The following is a 19,169-nucleotide window of genomic DNA, read 5'->3' on the forward strand; positions in this document are numbered from 1 at the left end:
ATTCTAAATTTATTGAACAGCTACTTTTACATTTTCTACATGCAATGTCATATTTTGATTCATAGTGTCACTTCCTGTATATCTAAAAGCAACATATGCATTACCTGAAAAACCAGCTAAATCTATTGTTCCAGAATCTGTAAAAGTAAACCACTCATCAAAATCGACAATGTAACTTACGTTAAAATCTAAAGCTATCCATGTTGCTGTTGCAATACCAGCTTCTGTTCCATCAAAATCAGTAGAAATTAATACTTGTAATGGCTCATGGCCTGCGTCTGGATATGCATGTTCTGTTTGGAATGTTAAAGCTTCTCCGTCTTGGGCATCTAAATCAATACTTGGTGTGATTAACCAATTGATATTTGAAGCATCACCAGATCCAAATGGGTTTAATTCTGCATAGCCGTTACCATTAAATACTTGCTCTGTCCATACTGCTGAACCAGCTTCTGTATAGTTAATCCATCCACTTAAATCTAGAGTAGTATTGTCTACCGCACTATTAAAATTTTCTTCAAAGACTGGATCGCATCTGTCTTCTGTAAAATCTACATCTTCAGTACTTCTAATATACAATTGAAAATCTGTTCTATATTTACCTAATACTGCTGTTAATGTTCCTCTTTTGTTTGGAATTGATTGAGCTCTAAAATCAGCAAAACCACTATTTCTTAAAATAATAGTTTCATTATCTGAACAGCTTTTAAAAGTCCTATTAACAGAGAATGTATTCTCTACATTTGCATAAGTTTCGTCTTGATTTGAAGCTTGTATATTTTCAAATTGTACTAACATATTAAGGTAAGAATCATTAACACTATTAATACTAGGAAGAATTAAAGGCTGAATAGTTGTTACTTCTATAGAGCGAACAATATGATTTTTATATGATGTTGACGAAATTCTATCTACAACTGTTCCTGTTAATGCACCTATTTCTAGAACACCGTTATTATCCTCCAACCCTAAACCACTTAGTTTAACATATACTTTACGACCTACTTCATAAAAAGTATACATATCTACAGCATCAACTGCTAATTGAATAGCAGCAGTAGGATCTACTGGTTTATCTTGAATAGATATTGTTTTATAAATATTCCCTGTTTCATCACTAGAAACTACATATCCTTCAATAATCAAGTCTCCTAAAATGCTAAAATCTACTACAGATCCTTGATACATATCTTTAACAGACTGAATAGTATTAGTTACTACTAATCCCGGATCTTGAACTGTAGTTGCGTCTGGAATTTGATAATCGCTATCTTCAACACAAGCGCTGAATGTAAATACAAACACTACTATTACAATGATTAATTTAATTATGTTTTTTGTTTTCATTTTTTATGTGTTGTTTTTTATTAAAATCTAAAGTTTACATTGATAAAATAAGTTGTACCTCTACCATACCAATATTTATTACCAAATACTGGTGTATCTAACTCTTTATCATTTTTTAAATTACGGTAACTTGCATTTCTACTTTGTTCAAAACCTCCTGTTTTGTATTCTTTATTAAATAAGTTATTAATACTTCCAAATAAACTTATATAATATTCTCCTATTTTCCATGACTTTCCCCCAACTGCATTTACAACCGTATAAGCTTCAAATTTTTCTTGTGCTAATAATTGCCTTGCAACTACTGGGTCATAATCAGAAAAGGGTAATCCATCTGTGTCTTGATAAAAATTATTAGTTCTTGTAATTGGTGCTACATCTACATAAATATCATCTAAATAATTTACTGTTGCTCCAACCCACCAGTAATCTGGATCGCGGTACTCAAAACCTAAAGAATATGCTTTTTGTGGTCCTGTCGCTAATTTATAATCTTTTAAAGTAGATTCATTTAAATCTAATACATCTTCAAACCTATCTGATGTTAAATAAACATTCGGATTGTTATCGTATGTATACTGACCAATATTAGCGGCTCCTTTTAATTTTATAGTAGGTGTTGCTTGTACCTCTATCCCTAACTCAACACCGAAATGTTTTTTGTCAGCTCCTGTTAAAATTTCTTGTACAAAACCACTATCATCATTCGTTTCTTCCTGAATAGTTGACAATCCATCAGTATAGTAAAACGCTATTTCTGTAGCATTTTGGATCTTTGTATAATATGTAGTAACTTTTGTTTGTACAATCGGACTTCTTAAGATATAACTAAAATCTCCTGATAAAATTTTTTCGCTTGTTAAATCTCTAACCACATTATTGTTTTCTCTCGAATTAGAAAAAGAGTTTCTTAATGATGGAGCTTTAGTTAAATAACCAGCATTAATATCCACTAGATGGCGCCCAGACAATTTGAATGTAGCTCCTGCTTTTACCCCGTAGTTTGTAAATTCTAGTTTTTCAGAATTCCCTAAAGAGTTTGTAGGAAAACTCCCGTTTAAATACAAACCCTCTCTTTGATGAGAAGTTCTTGAAACATTTCCCGCTAAATAAAAATCAACTTTATTGTATTTAAATTGACCTTGAGCAAATGCTGTATATACTTCAGAATTTAAATTATAGTTATACTTAAAACGATCTCCAACACCAACAATTCGATTCGGATTTAATAAATCGTTTTGCTTTTCATCAAATGTAGAGCCAAAAGTATCAACATCCAAATAACCTTCACCACCTAATAAATCTAAAACATTTGCAAAGTTTTCAGATTTCAGTTTTTTGTAATCTAAAGACGCATTTAAAGTTATATTATCCGTTAATTCTGTATTTAATATAGTATTAACCGTAAATTGCTTATCATCATTACGGTCTTCATACTGAATATAAATTGAGTTCGTACTGTTTTGACGAGTTATATTTTGACGATATAATTCATTCCAATTTAACTGACCATCGTTAATTAAATTCTGTAATAAAGCATACTCATTCCCTTCTTCATCTCTAATAGCTGTACTAGGCATGTTTTGATAATACGTAGGATCTGGATTTGAACCTCCTCCAACTGGCCATCCGTTTTGATCTAACCTAGCTCCGTTATAATCTATTCTACTATTTCCTATCTCTCCAAACTGATAAGCCACACTTGTTTTTAATTGTGTTTTATCAGATATATTCCAGTAATGATTTAACATTAAAATCGGCTCTTCTACATCTTTAATTCTAGAATTTCTTATTTTTCCGTTTTGATACCCCCAGTAAGGATTGTACTTTATTCCTTTAATATCATAAACTTCTTGCGTATTTGGAGCTGACTTCCCCCTTCTATTTGAAGCAAAAATAGAAGTGAGATTTAAACTGTGCTCGTCATTGATTATTTTCTCTATAGAAGCAAAAGTTGAAAAAGCATTGTAAGATGTACCATCGACAAACCCCTCATTAGCAGCTCTTCTACTTCCAGAAATAGCAAATGCCCAACCATCTTCTAAAACACCCGATGCATAAGTAGCCATCACTCTATGAGTATAACTTCTATTTGAAGAAGCATAAGAAACTCTACCCCCTTCTCTATATTCAGAAGCTCTGGTAGAAATATTTGTTGAACCTAATGCTCCTCCAAAGGTATAGTTAGAAGGCGTAAAACCATTAGAAAACTCTTGATTTCTTAACACATCGTTTAATCCTCCCCAATTACTCCACTGTGGGCGACCATTGTATAGCTTATTCATCTCAACACCATTGATAAGAACTTTACCATTTTCTGAATCTAAACCACGAATTCTATAAAATGACGGACTCCATTCGAAAGCTGCTGTACGAGAATACACATCTCTAGATGCTTGTAGTAGTCCAGAAATATTATCTGCTCCACTAGTATCATCACTTAATTCATCATCTGTGATAGTAATTGTACTTAAATCTTGTTCTTCATATAATTCATCCTCATACATAAAAACAATTCCTAAATCAACAACATCTCCCGATAATTTAACAGGATAGTTTTGAGTTTCATAACCGTTCTTTTTTAAAACGACAATATACTCTCCGTTGGATATATTTTGTAAAACAAAAACCCCATCAGCACCAGTTACTTGACTAATTTCTGTTTCTTTAACACTTACAGAAACACCTTCCATAAAATATTCAGAATTGCTATTCTTAACAACTCCTTTTATGATGTTTTGTGCTGGTAAATCTAAGGTTAAAAAAAAACCGAACAACACTGATATAATGATTTGTTTCATAACAAGTAATTTAGTTTTAAAAAATGCTGTATAAATGCATTTAAAGTTACATTTTTTTCAAGAAATTAACACCATGTTTACCCCCTTTATACACTAATTATTAACCAATTAAAAACATTGGCGTGAAATTTGTTTTATTTTTACTCAATAAATAACTAGTAAATGAAAACAACATTTTTATCAATTTTAGGCTTCTTAACTTTGTCAATAGGATATTCTCAAAAACAATTCGATATAAGAACTGTTGCTTTTTATAATCTTGAAAATTTGTTTGATACAATTAATGACCCAACAAAGGATGATGAGTTTAGTCCAATAATGGAACTAAAGGGAAATAAATCTAAAGTGTATTGGGACAAAATTGGCAAACTTAGTGACGTTATTTTACAATTGGGTAAAGAAAAAGCAAATACAAGTCCTGCAATCTTAGGTATTGCCGAAATTGAAAATGAAGCTGTTATACAAGATTTAGTGAAATCAGAAAATTTAAAAAAGAAAAGATACGGTATTATTCACTTTGATTCTCCTGATAAACGGGGTATTGATGTTGCTTTATTATATCAACAACGATATTTTAAACCAATTCACTACGAAGTTTTTGACCCAAATATTTATGATAAAAACTATAAAGTATATACTCGAGATATTTTATGGGTAACAGGTTATTTAGATGATGAAATAATACATATTATCGTAAATCACTGGCCCTCTAGACGTGGCGGAGAAGCAGAAAGTAGACCGCTACGTGAAAAAGCAGCGTATAAAGTTACCCAAATCATTGAAAAAATTAGAACGAACGATAATAATGCGAAAATCATTATTATGGGCGATTTTAACGACGACCCCATCAACTCTAGCTTAAAAAATGTTTTGAAAACAAAAGCGGATAAAAATGATGTAAAAGAAACAGATATTTATAATCCTTATGAAGAAATGTTTAAAAAAGGATTTAATACTTTAGGCTATAGAGATAATATCAACTTGTTTGATCAAATTATGTTTACCTCTCCTTTATTAAATAAAAAAGGAGAAAAAACCTATTCAAGTTATAAAATGTTTAAATCAGGAATTTTCAACAAACGTTTTTTAACTCAGAAAAGCGGTCGGTACAAAGGTTATCCTTTTAGAAGTTTTTCTAACGGGCAATATACTGGAGGATATAGTGATCATTACCCTGTATATATTTATTTAATTAAAGAAAAAAAATAAAGCTTAAAAATTAAGAATCTCTTTAATTTTTACAGATATCATTTAAATAATTATTCATTCTTAATTGAAATAATGTCCCTTTAAGTAAATCTTCTATTTGCCCCAATTCAACTAAAGAAACAGCCATACTTACTTTATTTGATGGAGTTTGTAATAATATAGACTTACAATATTCACCTGCTTCACACTTAAAACAAGTCTTCTGCATTTTAGCATCCATAATTTTTTCAATAAACAATTCTATTTCTTCTACAGATAAATGAAAACCTGTATCTCTAAAGATTACTTGTGTGAGTTTTGATTGAACGTCTTTCCACTGAAAAGATATTCCTATTTTATTGTCGTAAATTTTAAATATATCTTCCATAGTCAAAATATTATGGATCAAATATAAGTATTATTTAGATTTGTTCTAAATAATCATTTTAAATCTTTTAATACTAACTGAATCGATGTGTTTCCATTCCATACATTTTCATCTAAACTATAAGCAATATCGAACTCATTTTCTACACAATTTATTTTAGCTCCCAACCCGAAACCAATGGCTCCATACGACTTCCTATCAGAACCTTGAAAAACGGTCAATTTTAAATGTGTTTTATCTTCTCCAACTTGTTTTCCATAACCATTATCTCTAACTGATGTTGAAGCAAAAATAGGTTTCATATTTAATGGCCCAAAAGGAGCCATTTGCTGAATTATTCTAAAAAATTTGGGTGATATTTCAGATAATTCTAACTCAGTATCTATAGTTATTTCAGGAGTTAAAAGCTCTTTATCAATGGTATTTTTAACCACTTCTTCAAACTTGAATTTAAAATTCTCGTAGTTTTCTGGTAATAAAGTTAACCCTGCAGCATATTTATGTCCACCAAATTGTTCTATAAATTCTGAACATTGATCAAGTGCATCGTACACATCAAATCCTTTTACAGAACGTGCAGAAGCAGCTAACTTATCGCCACTTTTAGTAAACACCAATGTAGGTCGATAATAGGTTTCAATTAAGCGAGACGCCACAATACCAATTACACCTTTATGCCAATTTTCATTATACACTACTGTTGTATAAGAATCCGTTTCATTATTATCCTCAATTTGATATAATGCTGATTTAGTAATTTTTTTATCGAGTTCTTTTCTGTCAGAGTTAAATGTTTCTATAGAAGAAGCAAATGTAATTGCTGAATCAAAATCCATTTCAGTTAATAATTCAACTGCATAATTACCATGTTTCATCCTTCCTGCAGCATTAATTCGTGGAGCAATAATAAAAACTACATCTGTAATGGTTAATTCTTTTTTTTGTAATTGATGGATAATCGCTTTAATTCCGTTACGAGGTTGAGTATTTATGACTTGCAACCCAAAATAAGCTAATGCTCTGTTCTCACCTGTCATCGGAACAATATCTGCTGCAATTGCTGTTGCTACTAAATCTAAATACGGAACTAAATCGTTAATCGTTTGATTTCTTTTTGAGGCTAATGCTTGAATTAATTTAAACCCAACTCCACAACCACATAATTCATCGTACGGATAAGAGCAATCTATTTGTTTAGGATTTAAAACCGCAATAGCATTTGGAACTTCATCTCCTGGTTTATGGTGATCGCATATTATAAAATCAATGTTTTTTTCTTTTGCATAAGTAACTTTATCAATCGCTTTTATTCCACAATCTAACGCAATAATTAAGCTAAAATCATTATCCTCTGCAAAATCTATTCCTTGATAAGAAACTCCATAGCCTTCATCATAGCGATCGGGAATATACGTTGCCACATTCGAATAAAAAGTTTTTAAATATGAGGAAACTAACGAGACGGCTGTGGTACCGTCAACATCGTAATCTCCAAAAACTAAAATATTTTCTTCATTCTCAATTGCATTTTCTATTCGTTGAACGGCCAAACCCATATCTTTCATCAAAAATGGATCATGTAAATCTTTTAATGTAGGACGGAAGAATTTTTTTGCTTCTTGAAATGTTGTAATGTTTCGCTGTACTAAAATTTTAGCTAACGTTTTATCGATAGATAACTCCTCTGCTAATCTTTCTACTATTTTATAATCTGGTTCGGGCTTAAAAGTCCAGCGCATTTATTTGTTTTTAGAATTATTGATTGTGAAAGTGATTTTGTGTGGTAACAGTAGCAAACTGACGAAACATTTCCATCACACCACAATACTTATCTACTGATAATTTTACTGCTTTATTTATTTTTCCTTCAGCTAAATTATTTCCATAAAAATGATAGTTAACATGTACTTTATGATAATATTTTGGATGCTCTTCTGTTAATTCAGCTTCAACAATAATTTCAAAAGTATCAAATTCAACTTTCATCTTTTTTAATAAGGAAGCCACATCTAATCCTGAACAACCAGCTAAAGAAGATAACATTAAAGCTTTAGGGCGTAACCCTTCATTATGCCCTCCGCTTTCTGGAGAAGCATCTATGAAAACGTTTTGACCACTAGGGTTATCGCTTACTAACAACATGTCCGTTTTCCATTTGGTAGTTACTGTATCTAAAGTCATATAGTATATTTTTATGATGATCTACAAAGCTACTTAATAAAAATATAACCTATACCATTAGATTCAAATCATGATAAAGAAACCATGCTTTTGTTCAATTTTTATACTAAAGGAGAAATACATTTAACAATTACTTACCCTTATAAATAAAAAAACCTCGCTAACTAGCGAGGTTTATATTTTTACAAGAATTAAAAGATTAATTTTTCTTTAATAAATCTCTAATTTCAGCTAATAAATCTTCTTGACTTGGTCCTGCAGGTGCTTCTGGAGCTGGATCTTCTTTCTTCTTTGTTGCATTAACCGCTTTAACAATCATAAACATAACAAATGCAACAATTATAAAGTCAATTAAATTAGTTAAGAAATCACCATACATAATCGCTACTTCTCCAGCAACCTTTCCTTCAGCATCCGCAACACCTTCTTTTACAACATATTTTAAATCTTTAAAATCTGATTTAAAAATTAATCCAATTAATGGAGAAACGATACCTCCTGTAAAAGAAGAAACCACTTTATTGAAAGCTGCCCCCATTACAAAAGCTACTGCAATGTCGACCAAGTTGCCTTTCATTGCAAAATCCTTAAATTCTTTTAACATACTCATAGTTTTATTGTTTTTAATAATTAATTGACGAGCAATTTAAGAAAATTTTAACGTTTCACAAATCTTTTTATACGCCTTGACAGCCCAGTCAATATCTCATAAGGAATCGTTTCACATTTATGTGCCATATACTCTATTTGCTGTTGATGATTAAACACAATAACCTCAGTTCCCACTTTACAATCAATATTGGTAACATCAACCATAATCATATCCATACAAACATTTCCAATAATAGGTGCTGGTTGATTGTTAATGATTAAAAAACCATTTTTATTTCCTAATTTTCTCGAAATTCCATCTGCATGACCAATTGGGATTGTTGCACTTTTAGTAAGTTTATTTGCAACAAATGAACGATTATAACCAACCGTTTCCCCTGGTTGAATAATATTAATTTGAGATATAATAGATTTTAATGTATGTGTGTTTTTAAGGTTTGCTGTTTCTTTTTCATCATTCCCAAATCCATACAATCCAATTCCCAATCTTACCATGTCAAATTGTGCCTTCGGATAGTTAATAACACCAGAAGTATTTAAAATATGTATCATCGGTTTATAATCCATATGTCCATACATCTGCTTAACGATGTATGCAAAATTATTAATTTGATTCACCGTGAACTCCTGTTCATTTGGGTCTTCGCTCGCAGCTAAATGAGAAAAAATAGACTGAACAAATACATTATTCGATTTTTTAAGTTGAATTAAAATATTCGGAATATCTGTATGCCAAAAACCTAATCGGTTTAAGCCAGTATTAAATTTAATATGAATAGGGTAATTAATTAAAGGTGCTTCATCTGCATATTTTAAAAAAGCTTCAAAAATTGTAAAATTATACAAATTGGGCTCTAACCTATATTTTACAATTTCTGCTATATTTTGTACTTGCGGATGTAATACTAAAATCGGGGTTTTAATTCCTGCCTCACGTAACTCAATTCCTTCATCGCAATATGCTACTGCAAAATAGTCAACTTTATCTTCAACTATTTTAGCTATTTCTACAGCATTGCTACCATATCCGAAAGCTTTAACTACTGCGAGTATTTTTGTTTCGGGTTGTAATTTTTGCTTAAAATAGTTTAGATTATGTAAAACTGCATTCGCATCAATTTCTAAAACTGTTACGTGATTTTTCATTCTTCTTCTTGGTTTTTAGCAGCTTGTTCGCGTATTGCTTTGTAATAAGCAGCACGACTTAGAGGTTCGTATTCTTGTGTTTCACCAAGCAATACCAAATTATCACTTAATGATTTTCTAAAACTATAATGTGCTAAGTTTCCTGTTCGAGTACAAACTGCATGCACTTTAGTAACATACTCGGCAGTTGCCATAAGCGCAGGCATAGGCCCGAAAGGTTTTCCTTTAAAATCCATATCTAACCCTGCAACAATTACACGAATACCACGATTGGCTAAATCGTTACACACCGCTACAATTTCATCGTCAAAAAACTGCGCTTCATCTATCCCTACAACATCTACATCATTAGCCAACAATCTAATATTAGACGATGCTGGCACTGGTGTAGAACGGATACGAGTATCGTTATGAGAAACCACTTCTTCCTCATGATAACGTGTATCAACTTCAGGTTTAAAAATCTCAACACGTTGTTTTGCAAACTGCGCTCTTCTTAATCTCCTAATTAATTCTTCGGTTTTTCCCGAAAACATTGAGCCACAAATTACCTCAATCCACCCAAATTGTTCTGTATGATTTACTGTATTTTCAAGAAACATTTTGTAATTTTAAAGCTCGAAGTATTATTTTTGCCTTACTTTCGAGAAGCAACAAATTTATTAAAATTAAACAGCATAAAATAAAAACCAATAACAACTTATGCACAAAAAATTAGCATCAGACTTAACGAGTTTAGCACACAGTATCTTACAAATGAAAAATAAGGAAGATATCTTTGCGTTAAAAGAAAAAGCATATGAAGTTTACGAAAAGCTAGCATTATTAGCTTATGTTGAAGAGTATATAAATACAACACCGAATGCTACTATTTCTAAGGAAGAGCTAATAACTAAGATAGCTGAAGCCGAAATAAAAAAAGAACAAACTTTATCAGAACCAATTCCAGAAACAACAACTAATACAAAAAATGAATTAACTACTTCAGAGACTAACAAAAACATTCTAATTGATGAAAAAATGTTAGACGATATTGTGGAAGAAGTAGCAGGTGACATTATTGAGCAAATTGAAGAAGAAAATTTATCTACAAAAATAATTGAAGAAACAACTCAAGAAATAAAGGAAGTTATAGAACAACCTTTTGATGAGTTAGAAAATATCTTATTTAAAGATAGTGCTGTAAAAGATGAAGCTCAATTTATCGAGAATCTAAAAACCCCTACTTTAGAAGATGAGTTACAAGACACAATATCTGTTGATATTATGGCTAATTTATTTGAAAAAGCAGAACCTAAAAAAACATTAAACGACCAGTTGCAAGGCACTATGCAAATTGGATTAAATGATAGAATTGCTTTTGTAAAACATTTGTTTGATGGCAATCAAAATGATTTTAATAGAGTAATTTCGCAATTAAATACATTTAAAACGGAAAAGGAGGCTAAAAAATTCATCAACAAGATCATAAAACCTGATTATGACTGGTCTGAAAAAGAAGAATATGAAACTCGCTTTTTAGAAATTATTGAACGAAAATTTATTTAACAAAAAGAAAATTCATGAAAATTGAAGTATCGAACGGAGAAATTATTGATAAGTATACCATTTTAGAAATTAAACTTTCTGAAATAAAAGACACCAAAAAACTTGCTAACATACAACACGAACATGATGTACTAACACCTGTTGTAAATAGTATCTATAAAGAATCTACAAATAAAGACCATTTAAAAAAATTACACCATAATTTATTAGAAGTAAACAAAAAATTATGGAAAATAGAAGACGATATTAGAGAATGTGAACGTGCTAAAGATTTTGGTGATACCTTTATAAAATTAGCTCGTGCAGTATACTACACTAATGATGATCGCTCTGATGTTAAAAAAGAGATTAATAAATTTACAGGTTCTGATTTAGTTGAAGAAAAATCGTACGAAGATTACAAAGCTTAAATACTTAAAAAATAAAGCTATCATAAACATCTTTCAATAAGCAAAAAATGAAACATATTTTAGTAATACGTCTTTCAGCAATGGGAGATGTAGCTATGACTGTGCCAGTTATAAGAGCCTTAACTCAACAAAATGATTCTATAAAAATAACTTTTTTAACACGTTCATTTTTTAGTCCTTTTTTTAACGAGTTTAGTAATGTTTCTATTTTCTCTCCAGATTTAAAAGGTAGACATAAAGGTTTATTAGGCCTTTTTAAACTTTTTAAGGATCTTTCTAAATTAAAAATTGATGTTGTTGCTGATTTGCACAACGTTCTAAGGTCAAATATAGTTGTTGGATTATTTAAATTAACAGGCACTCCTTGTGTTCAGTTAAACAAAGGAAGGAAAGAGAAAAAAGAACTTACAAAACCTGTTATTGGTAAATCATTACTTCCTTTAAACCCCATGCATAACAGGTATGTAGATGTTTTTAAAAAATTAGGATTTATTCTCGACTTAACTAAAAAAATCTTCCCAGAAAAAAGTGAAATTCCTTCTTCAATTTTCAATCAATTAAAAGGAAAAAAACTTATTGGACTTGCTCCTTTTGCTACTTATAAAAGCAAATCTCTTCCTATAAAAAACATTAAAGAATTAATACATCAAATTAACCTTAAAACAGATGCAACAGTACTATTATTTGGGGGAGGAGAAAAAGAAAAATTAATTTTAGAGGGTATTGCCGATGATTCCGAAAATGTAATTTCATTGGTAAAAAAAATATCATTTGAAGATGAACTAAAACTAATTTCAAATTTAGATGTAATGATTGCTATGGATTCTGGCAACGGACATATAGCTGCTATGTATGGCATTCCTGTAATTACCATTTGGGGAATGACACATCCTTCATTAGGTTTTTCTCCGTTTAACCAACCTTTTAAAAATCAAATTTTACCTGATTTAAAAAAATACCCACTAATTCCTACTTCTGTTTATGGAAATAAATATCCACAAGAATATCTTACTTGTTTTGACACCATATCTATAAATGGAATAGTTAAATTGTTAAATGAGTATCTTTAAAAATAGAGTTCTATTCAAATATTTTTTCTAATTCCCTTTGTAACAAAAGCTTTACAGTTTCGTCTTCATTTTAAAAACCAAGTATTATGAAACGATTAACCTCAATTTTCTTCGCATTTTTTATAGTTGTAACAGTAAATGCACAAACAGCATTTAAAGAATTTTACAAAGCCAATGAAAATAAAACAGCTTTTTCAATCAACTTATCAAGCTCATTTGGTAGTTCTTTTTTTGATGATGAAGACGCAGATGAGTTTCAAAAACTTATTAAAAAGTCGAGCGACTTTAAATTACTGGTTTTCAACAATGAAAACAACTCCGTTGCAAACGACTTTAAAAAATTCAAAAGAAAAAACAACTTAAAAACATTAGTTCGAGTAAAAGACAAAGAAAGCAAAGCAGAAATATTCTTTATTGAAAAGGATAATTTTGTACGAGAAATTATTGTACAAGCAAGTAGCGATGATGATAAACTTGTTTTGTTTGGACTACAAACCAAACTCACTAAAGACGAATTAGCTTCAATAATGTCTTCTGCACAAGAAAAAGTAGCCTCAAAATAAATAATGAAACCCGAGTTTAAAACTCGGGTTTTTAGTTATCCTATTTTAACTTTTAAAGCTTCTACAACCTTTTTACTATTACCTATAAAAATTGCATCATCTACCATAAAAACAGGGCGCTTTAAAAAAGTATATTCATCTAAGATATACTGACGATAATCTTTTTCTGTTAAATTTTGACTCTTCAAATCCATCTCTCTATACAACTTTGCTCTTTTATTAAACAAAGCTTCATAACTCTTAGACAGTTTGTGCATTTCTTCTAACTGAGCTACAGTAACTGGACTCGTTTTAATTTCTTGCTTTTCAAACCCATCTAAATTCACTTCTTTTAAAATTCTTCTGCACGTATCACAAGTCTGTAAAAAATAAACTTTCTTCATGTTAAATAAGTATCTTTATCTCCGCTAAAATAACAACAAAATGAATATACAGTTCGACGTTTTAAAAAAAACTAGAGAATTAGTTTTAAAAAGCATTGATGGGTTAACACACGAGCAATTACATACAATTCCAACAGGCTTTAATAATAATATAGCTTGGAACGTGGCTCATTTAGTCGTTACCCAACAATTACTACATTATAAACTATCAGGCTTACAATGTTTAGCTCCTGATGAGTTAATTGAAAACTATAAAAAAGGAACTTTTCCTTCGGAAGAATTTACACCTGAAGATTTTGAAGAAGTAAAAGAATTATTATTAGGTTTACCTGATACTTTACAAGAAGATTACGAAGCTGGTATTTTTGAAAATTATGAAGAATATACCACTAGTACAGGTTATGTATTAAAATCTATAGAAAGTGCTATCGCTTTTAATAATATGCACGAAGGAACTCATTTAGGTATTATTAAATCATTAGCTAAATTAGTGTAACCTTTCATGAATTCAACAACTCATAAAGAAGAAAATAATTAGTGTGAAATTTAATACAAAGACAATACATGGAGGACAAAAATATGAAGAGGCAACAGGTGCTGTAATGCCTCCTATATTTCAAACCTCAACATACGCTCAATCAAGTCCAGGAATTCACAAAGGATATGAATATTCTCGAGGCAAAAATCCAACTCGTACTGCTTTAGAAAATGCTTTTGCTGCCATTGAAAACGGAACTCATGGCTTCGCTTTTGCCTCTGGCTTGGCAGCTATAGATTGTGTTTTAAGAACATTAAATCTTGGTGATGAAGTTATTGCTGGAGACGATTTGTATGGTGGAACATATCGTATGTTTACTCGTTTGTTTCAAAAATACGGATTGAAATTTCAGTTCGTTGATATGAACAACGTAGAAAACGTAACCAATGCTATAACATCCGACACTAAATTAATTTGGATAGAAACTCCAACCAATCCGTTAATGAAAATTGCGGATATTGAAGAAATAAACAAAGCTGTAAAAGCAAAAGATGCTACTATTTTAATAGCAGTTGATAATACGTTCGCAACACCATACTTACAACGTCCGTTAGATTTAGGAGTAGATATCGTAATGCATTCCGCAACCAAATATTTAGGTGGTCATTCAGATTTAGTAATGGGGGCATTAATGGTGAAAGACGAAAAGTTAGCGAATGACTTACATTTTATCCAATTTGCTGCTGGAGCAATTGCAGGACCAATGGATTCGTTCTTAGCCTTACGTGGAGTAAAAACATTACACATTCGTATGCAACGTCATTGTGAAAATGGTCGTGCAGTAGCAGAATATTTGGTAAATCATCCAAAAATTGGTGATGTGTATTATCCTGGATTAGAAAATCACCCAAACCATAAAATAGCCAAAAAGCAAATGGATGATTTTGGAGGTATGGTTTCTTTCCGTTTAAAGGATGAAAGTAAAGAAGCTACTTTCAAGTTTTTAGAAAACACTAAAATTTTCACCTTAGCAGAATCTTTAGGCGGTGTAGAAAGTTTGGTAAACCACCCTGTAACGATGACACATGCTTCTATTCCGGAGTCTGAACGTTTAAAGATTGGAATTACTGATTCTTTAATTCGCTTAAGTGTTGGTATTGAGGATATTGACTATTTATTAGCAGATTTAGAACAAGCGTTAAATAAGTAAAAGATCGTTTCACTTTTAGAAAAAAGACATAAGGCTAAAAAAGCACCGAAATTCGGTGCTTTATATTTTTAATTTAAGAAAAATGAAATGCTAATTACTTAGCTTCAGCATACCTTCTTTCAACCTCGTTCCAGTTAATTACATTAAAGAAAGCTTCAATATAATCTGGACGACGATTTTGATAATGTAAATAATAAGCGTGCTCCCAAACATCAATTCCTAAAATTGGGGTTCCTCCACAAGTAACACCTGGCATTAACGGATTATCTTGATTTGGAGTTGAACAAACTTCAACTTTTCCTCCTTTATGAACACATAACCATGCCCAACCTGAGCCAAATTGAGTGGCTGCTGCTTTAGAAAAAACATCTTTGAAAGTATCAAAAGAACCATAAGCCGCTTCAATAGCATCTTTTAATTCTCCTGATAAACGTCCTTTCCCTTCTGGGTTCATGATTGTCCAAAATAAAGAGTGATTGTAAAAACCTCCTCCGTTATTTCTTACAGCACTATTACTCATATCTATATTTCCTAAAATACTTTCGATTGATTTCCCTTCTAAATCAGTTCCTTCAATCGCTGCATTCAATTTAGTTGTATATCCATTGTGATGTTTAGTATGGTGAATTTCCATAGTTCTTGCATCAATATGTGGTTCTAACGCATCATAAGCGTAACCTAATTCTGGTAACTTAAAAGCCATAATATGTATATTTTTTAGTTATTATTTTTTATAATACGAATTTACCATAAAAAAACAGTCCTTGCAAGAAGTTTACTTTTTCATAATCTATTGCCTTATCAACAGAATTTATTTACGCATAAACTCTTCCGCCTTTTCTACCATGTTTTTGCTTCCGCAGAAAAAAGGAACACGTTGGTGTAACTCTTTTGGCTCAATATCTAAAATTCTTTGAACTCCATCACTTGCTTTTCCGTTTGCTTGTTCAGCCAAAAACGCCATAGGATTACATTCGTATAACAAACGTAGTTTACCGTCAAAATTCTTGGAGCTTTTTGGATACATATAAATTCCTCCTTTTATCATGTTTCTATGAAAATCTGATACTAAAGAACCGATATATCTACTCGTATAAGGCCTATCTCCATCTTCTTCTTGACAATATTTAATATAATTTTTTACTCCCTGCGGGAAATGTATGTAATTACCTTCATTTACAGAGTAAATTTTTCCATCTTCAGGGAATTGCATCTCTGGATGCGATAAATAAAAAGTTCCTATTGCTGGGTTTAATGTAAACCCATTCACTCCATGACCTGTTGTGTAAACTAGCATTGTAGAAGTGCCATAGACTACATATCCTGCAGCTACCTGCTGACTTCCTTTTTGTAAAAAATCTTCCATTTGTACTGGAGTTCCTACAGGTGTTACGCGTCTATAAATGGAAAAAATAGTTCCTACAGAAACATTTACATCTATATTAGAAGATCCATCTAGAGGATCTATTAAAACCACGTATTTATTTTGATGATTTTCATCTTGACTATTTACGGTTATAAAATCATCCTCCTCTTCACTTGCAATACCACAAACAATATTTCTATTGGTTAATGTTTCAATAAAAATATCGTTGGCATAAACATCTAACTTCTGCTGATCTTCTCCTTGAATGTTAGTTTCTCCTACAGCTCCAATAATGTCTACTAAACCTGCTTTATTTACTTCGTGATTTACCACTTTTGCAGCCAAACGAATTGAATTAATTAAACGCGATAGTTCTCCTGAAGTGTACTTAAATGCAGATTGATTTTCTATAATAAACTCTCCTAAAGTTTGATTTTTTTTAGCCATAAAACGTATGCAATTTTTGTGTTGTGCACAAAGATGCCAACTTTTTAGGGTAACTACAACGATTTCGAAGATTAATTTTTACACCAATTAAAACACACCTTAATGCTATCCATATTAAAAATTCAACAAAACAAAATGATATGTTGTAATTTCTTATTTACTTTAACAAATTGTTATAAAAAGTATCTTTGCTTAAAATTTTAAATGATGAGTTATATTCTTAGAAAAGGAGAAAAAAAAGATGCACAAGCCATTTTAGATTTAATTATTGAACTGGCAGTTTTTGAAAAACTTCCTAACGAAGTTGAACTTACGGTTGACGATATAATTCACGACGGTTTTTCATCGAATCCTAAGTTTAAAACTTTCGTAGCAGAAGAATCTAACGGAACTATTATTGGTATGGCGCTTTTTTATGAGCGTTACTCAACCTGGAAAGGTAAAATTATTCATCTAGAAGATTTAATGGTTACACAATCTAAAAGAGGTATAGGTGCTGGTAAAGCTTTATATACTTCTGTTTTAAAACATGCATACGATACAAATTGTAAACGCGTAGCTTGGGATGTATTGGATTGGAACAAGAATGCTATCAATTTTTATGAAAGTACAGGTGCAAAAGTTTTAGAAGATTGGCGCGTTGTACATATGGATGAACAAAATTTAAAAAATTTTATTGAAAAATAATGTCATTCCAAGCAAAGTGTGGAAATCTCAAAATAGCCATTGCTTCACTCTGTTTGCAAGAACGAAAATAAAAAAATGAAAATATTTAAGTTTGGAGGAGCATCCGTAAAAGATGCTAATTCGGTTAAAAATGTTGCAAACGTTTTACAACATGAAGGAACTGATAATAAATTAGTGGTAATTTCTGCCATGGGGAAAATGACCAATGCATTTGAAAATATTGTGCATGCGTATTGTTATAAAAAAGATGAATTAAGCAAAGCTCTTTTTTTTGTACAAGATTTTCATCAGCAAATGATGGATAATCTTTTTAACAATAACCATGATATTTATAATAGAGTTACTTTTATTTTTGGAGAATTGAGTGGGTTTATGGCTCGAAATACCTCTAAAGATTACAATTATATATACGATCAAATTGTTGGATATGGTGAGTTACTTTCAACTAATATTGTGAGCAGCTACTTAACTGAAATTGGCATCCAAAACAATTGGCTAGACGTTAGAGATTTGATTGTTACCGACAATAATTATCGCGATGCAAAAGTAGATTGGGAGAAAACTCAAAAAAATATTCAACAAAAAATAGATTCCTCCACACTAAATATTACACAAGGTTTTTTAGGTGGATGTGGTAACGAAACCACAACTTTGGGTCGTGAAGGCTCTGATTATACTGCTGGTATTTTTGCTTATTGCTTAAATGCAAACAATGTAACCATTTGGAAAGACGTACAAGGAGTTTTAAATGCAGATCCTCGGGTTTTTGATAAAACAGAGTTATTACAAAAAATATCATACACAGAAGCAATTGAAATGGCTTTTTACGGTGCATCTGTAATTCACCCAAAAACGATTCAACCTTTAGAACAGAAACGAATTCCGTTGTTTGTTCGTTCGTTCGAAGATTTGTCAAATAGTGGGACTCGGGTAAGTAATGAAACCGGAATTGAGCCAGAGGTTCCATGCTTTATTGTAAAGAAAAATCAGATTTTAGTTTCAATTTCTGCAAAAGATTTTTCTTTTATGGTTGAAGACAATATCAGTGAAGTGTTTAAAAAATTACATGAATATAAACTGAAAGTAAATTTAATCCAAAATTCAGCCATTAGTTTTTCTGTATGTATTGAAGATAAATATGATAATTTTCAACGCTTATATGATGATTTGAAAGGTTTTTTTACCATTAAATCATATCAAAATACTACCTTGTATACCATACGACATTTTGATAATAATGCTATTGAAAGCATTAAAAAGAGAGGAAAAACAATCATTCGTCAAATTAATACAGAAACAGCACAATTGGTAATACAAGAAAACATTTAACAAAAAGTTTTTTTC

20 protein-coding genes are annotated in these 19,169 nt (G+C 31.0%); 9 read left to right on the forward strand and 11 right to left on the reverse strand.

The genetic code is table 11. The annotated features are described in order from the left end of the window. Positions 1-9 precede the first annotated feature (9 nt). Together C7447_RS01005 and C7447_RS01010 are read right to left on the reverse strand one after the other, a co-directional pair. On the reverse strand, positions 10-1,347 hold the full coding sequence (locus C7447_RS01005) for a DUF5689 domain-containing protein (protein WP_148868318.1): 1,338 nt from the start codon (positions 1,345-1,347) through the stop codon (positions 10-12). A 20-nt stretch (positions 1,348-1,367) separates the two neighbouring features. Beyond that, a complete protein-coding gene (locus tag C7447_RS01010) occupies positions 1,368-4,148 on the reverse strand; it encodes a TonB-dependent receptor (protein ID WP_148868319.1) in 2,781 nt (926 codons plus the stop codon). Between the two features lie 162 nt (positions 4,149-4,310). Between C7447_RS01010 and C7447_RS01015 the strand changes: the two genes are divergently transcribed. Next, the gene (locus C7447_RS01015) at positions 4,311-5,357 is read left to right on the forward strand and encodes an endonuclease/exonuclease/phosphatase family protein (protein WP_148868320.1); all 1,047 of its coding nucleotides are present in this window, start codon (positions 4,311-4,313) and stop codon (positions 5,355-5,357) included. Between the two features lie 22 nt (positions 5,358-5,379). Here C7447_RS01015 and C7447_RS01020 read toward each other — a convergent pair whose 3' ends face one another. The 6 genes from C7447_RS01020 to C7447_RS01045 form a co-directional block, all read right to left on the reverse strand. Beyond that, positions 5,380-5,724, reverse strand: a complete 345-nt coding sequence (locus C7447_RS01020; RefSeq protein WP_148868321.1) for a hypothetical protein — start codon at positions 5,722-5,724, stop codon at positions 5,380-5,382. A 53-nt stretch (positions 5,725-5,777) separates the two neighbouring features. After that, positions 5,778-7,463 carry a single-stranded-DNA-specific exonuclease RecJ gene (recJ, locus tag C7447_RS01025; RefSeq protein WP_148868322.1) on the reverse strand — a complete coding sequence of 562 codons (1,686 nt, stop codon included), beginning with the start codon at positions 7,461-7,463 and terminating at the stop codon, positions 5,778-5,780. A 16-nt stretch (positions 7,464-7,479) separates the two neighbouring features. Then, on the reverse strand, positions 7,480-7,905 hold the full coding sequence (locus tag C7447_RS01030; RefSeq protein ID WP_148868323.1) for an OsmC family protein: 426 nt from the start codon (positions 7,903-7,905) through the stop codon (positions 7,480-7,482). Positions 7,906-8,104: 199 nt separating this feature from the next. Further along, on the reverse strand, positions 8,105-8,509 hold the full coding sequence (gene mscL / locus C7447_RS01035; RefSeq protein WP_148869477.1) for a large-conductance mechanosensitive channel protein MscL: 405 nt from the start codon (positions 8,507-8,509) through the stop codon (positions 8,105-8,107). A gap of 53 nt (positions 8,510-8,562) precedes the next feature. Next, a complete protein-coding gene (gene alr / locus C7447_RS01040) occupies positions 8,563-9,663 on the reverse strand; it encodes an alanine racemase (RefSeq protein ID WP_148868324.1) in 1,101 nt (366 codons plus the stop codon). Next, complete coding sequence (locus C7447_RS01045; protein WP_148868325.1) at positions 9,660-10,265, reverse strand: thymidine kinase; 606 nt, start codon at positions 10,263-10,265, stop codon at positions 9,660-9,662. The genes alr and C7447_RS01045 overlap by 4 nt, the downstream gene beginning before the upstream one ends. A 100-nt stretch (positions 10,266-10,365) precedes the next feature. Here C7447_RS01045 and C7447_RS01050 point away from each other — a divergent pair, with 100 nt between their 5' ends. The 4 genes from C7447_RS01050 (at position 10,366) to C7447_RS01065 (ending at position 13,254) form a co-directional block, all read left to right on the forward strand. After that, positions 10,366-11,211: a hypothetical protein gene (locus C7447_RS01050; protein WP_148868326.1), complete on the forward strand. Its 846-nt coding sequence runs from the start codon at positions 10,366-10,368 to the stop codon at positions 11,209-11,211. Between the two features lie 14 nt (positions 11,212-11,225). Then, positions 11,226-11,621, forward strand: a complete 396-nt coding sequence (locus tag C7447_RS01055) for a DUF6165 family protein (protein WP_148868327.1) — start codon at positions 11,226-11,228, stop codon at positions 11,619-11,621. A 47-nt stretch (positions 11,622-11,668) separates the two neighbouring features. Further along, positions 11,669-12,691, forward strand: coding sequence for a glycosyltransferase family 9 protein (locus C7447_RS01060; protein ID WP_148868328.1), 1,023 nt, complete (start codon positions 11,669-11,671; stop codon positions 12,689-12,691). A gap of 86 nt (positions 12,692-12,777) precedes the next feature. Next, positions 12,778-13,254 (forward strand): DUF4252 domain-containing protein, encoded by a 477-nt coding sequence (locus tag C7447_RS01065; protein ID WP_148868329.1) that lies wholly within the window; start codon positions 12,778-12,780, stop codon positions 13,252-13,254. A 35-nt stretch (positions 13,255-13,289) separates the two neighbouring features. On the opposite strand, the gene C7447_RS01070 is transcribed toward C7447_RS01065, so the two are convergent. After that, entirely contained in the window at positions 13,290-13,637 is a 348-nt protein-coding gene (locus C7447_RS01070; protein WP_148868330.1) for an arsenate reductase family protein, read from the reverse strand. Positions 13,638-13,677: 40 nt separating this feature from the next. Here C7447_RS01070 and C7447_RS01075 point away from each other — a divergent pair, with 40 nt between their 5' ends. Continuing rightward, positions 13,678-14,133: a DinB family protein gene (locus C7447_RS01075; protein ID WP_148868331.1), complete on the forward strand. Its 456-nt coding sequence runs from the start codon at positions 13,678-13,680 to the stop codon at positions 14,131-14,133. A gap of 37 nt (positions 14,134-14,170) precedes the next feature. Further along, positions 14,171-15,325 carry a cystathionine gamma-synthase gene (locus C7447_RS01080; protein WP_262712197.1) on the forward strand — a complete coding sequence of 385 codons (1,155 nt, stop codon included), beginning with the start codon at positions 14,171-14,173 and terminating at the stop codon, positions 15,323-15,325. A 94-nt stretch (positions 15,326-15,419) separates the two neighbouring features. Here C7447_RS01080 and C7447_RS01085 read toward each other — a convergent pair whose 3' ends face one another. Together C7447_RS01085 and fbp are read right to left on the reverse strand one after the other, a co-directional pair. Next, the gene (locus C7447_RS01085) at positions 15,420-16,028 is read right to left on the reverse strand and encodes a superoxide dismutase (RefSeq protein WP_148868333.1); all 609 of its coding nucleotides are present in this window, start codon (positions 16,026-16,028) and stop codon (positions 15,420-15,422) included. A gap of 108 nt (positions 16,029-16,136) precedes the next feature. Then, on the reverse strand, positions 16,137-17,138 hold the full coding sequence (gene fbp / locus C7447_RS01090; protein ID WP_148868334.1) for a class 1 fructose-bisphosphatase: 1,002 nt from the start codon (positions 17,136-17,138) through the stop codon (positions 16,137-16,139). Between the two features lie 207 nt (positions 17,139-17,345). Between fbp and C7447_RS01095 the strand changes: the two genes are divergently transcribed. Together C7447_RS01095 and C7447_RS01100 are read left to right on the forward strand one after the other, a co-directional pair. Beyond that, the gene (locus C7447_RS01095; RefSeq protein WP_148868335.1) at positions 17,346-17,825 is read left to right on the forward strand and encodes a GNAT family N-acetyltransferase; all 480 of its coding nucleotides are present in this window, start codon (positions 17,346-17,348) and stop codon (positions 17,823-17,825) included. A 75-nt stretch (positions 17,826-17,900) separates the two neighbouring features. Further along, on the forward strand, positions 17,901-19,154 hold the full coding sequence (locus tag C7447_RS01100) for an aspartate kinase (protein WP_148868336.1): 1,254 nt from the start codon (positions 17,901-17,903) through the stop codon (positions 19,152-19,154). The last annotated feature ends 15 nt before the right edge of the window (positions 19,155-19,169 follow it).

Origin of the sequence: Tenacibaculum adriaticum, assembly GCF_008124875.1 — a bacterium.
In the GTDB taxonomy this organism is placed as follows: Bacteria; Bacteroidota; Bacteroidia; order Flavobacteriales; family Flavobacteriaceae; genus Polaribacter; species Polaribacter adriaticus.

What these genes read in the sequence shown, in the direction of transcription:
- C7447_RS01075 (WP_148868331.1), top strand. Translation starts at nt 13,678, where the DNA reads ATGAATATACAGTTCGACGTTTTAAAAAAAACTAGAGAATTAGTTTTA.
- recJ (WP_148868322.1), bottom strand. Translation starts at nt 7,463, where the DNA reads ATGCGCTGGACTTTTAAGCCCGAACCAGATTATAAAATAGTAGAAAGA.
- C7447_RS01045 (WP_148868325.1), bottom strand. Translation starts at nt 10,265, where the DNA reads ATGTTTCTTGAAAATACAGTAAATCATACAGAACAATTTGGGTGGATT.
- C7447_RS01065 (WP_148868329.1), top strand. Translation starts at nt 12,778, where the DNA reads ATGAAACGATTAACCTCAATTTTCTTCGCATTTTTTATAGTTGTAACA.
- mscL (WP_148869477.1), bottom strand. Translation starts at nt 8,509, where the DNA reads ATGTTAAAAGAATTTAAGGATTTTGCAATGAAAGGCAACTTGGTCGAC.
- alr (WP_148868324.1), bottom strand. Translation starts at nt 9,663, where the DNA reads ATGAAAAATCACGTAACAGTTTTAGAAATTGATGCGAATGCAGTTTTA.
- C7447_RS01100 (WP_148868336.1), top strand. Translation starts at nt 17,901, where the DNA reads ATGAAAATATTTAAGTTTGGAGGAGCATCCGTAAAAGATGCTAATTCG.
- C7447_RS01020 (WP_148868321.1), bottom strand. Translation starts at nt 5,724, where the DNA reads ATGGAAGATATATTTAAAATTTACGACAATAAAATAGGAATATCTTTT.
- fbp (WP_148868334.1), bottom strand. Translation starts at nt 17,138, where the DNA reads ATGGCTAAAAAAAATCAAACTTTAGGAGAGTTTATTATAGAAAATCAA.
- C7447_RS01095 (WP_148868335.1), top strand. Translation starts at nt 17,346, where the DNA reads ATGAGTTATATTCTTAGAAAAGGAGAAAAAAAAGATGCACAAGCCATT.
- C7447_RS01050 (WP_148868326.1), top strand. Translation starts at nt 10,366, where the DNA reads ATGCACAAAAAATTAGCATCAGACTTAACGAGTTTAGCACACAGTATC.
- C7447_RS01060 (WP_148868328.1), top strand. Translation starts at nt 11,669, where the DNA reads ATGAAACATATTTTAGTAATACGTCTTTCAGCAATGGGAGATGTAGCT.
- C7447_RS01055 (WP_148868327.1), top strand. Translation starts at nt 11,226, where the DNA reads ATGAAAATTGAAGTATCGAACGGAGAAATTATTGATAAGTATACCATT.
- C7447_RS01010 (WP_148868319.1), bottom strand. Translation starts at nt 4,148, where the DNA reads ATGAAACAAATCATTATATCAGTGTTGTTCGGTTTTTTTTTAACCTTA.
- C7447_RS01085 (WP_148868333.1), bottom strand. Translation starts at nt 16,028, where the DNA reads ATGGCTTTTAAGTTACCAGAATTAGGTTACGCTTATGATGCGTTAGAA.
- C7447_RS01030 (WP_148868323.1), bottom strand. Translation starts at nt 7,905, where the DNA reads ATGACTTTAGATACAGTAACTACCAAATGGAAAACGGACATGTTGTTA.
- C7447_RS01015 (WP_148868320.1), top strand. Translation starts at nt 4,311, where the DNA reads ATGAAAACAACATTTTTATCAATTTTAGGCTTCTTAACTTTGTCAATA.
- C7447_RS01005 (WP_148868318.1), bottom strand. Translation starts at nt 1,347, where the DNA reads ATGAAAACAAAAAACATAATTAAATTAATCATTGTAATAGTAGTGTTT.
- C7447_RS01070 (WP_148868330.1), bottom strand. Translation starts at nt 13,637, where the DNA reads ATGAAGAAAGTTTATTTTTTACAGACTTGTGATACGTGCAGAAGAATT.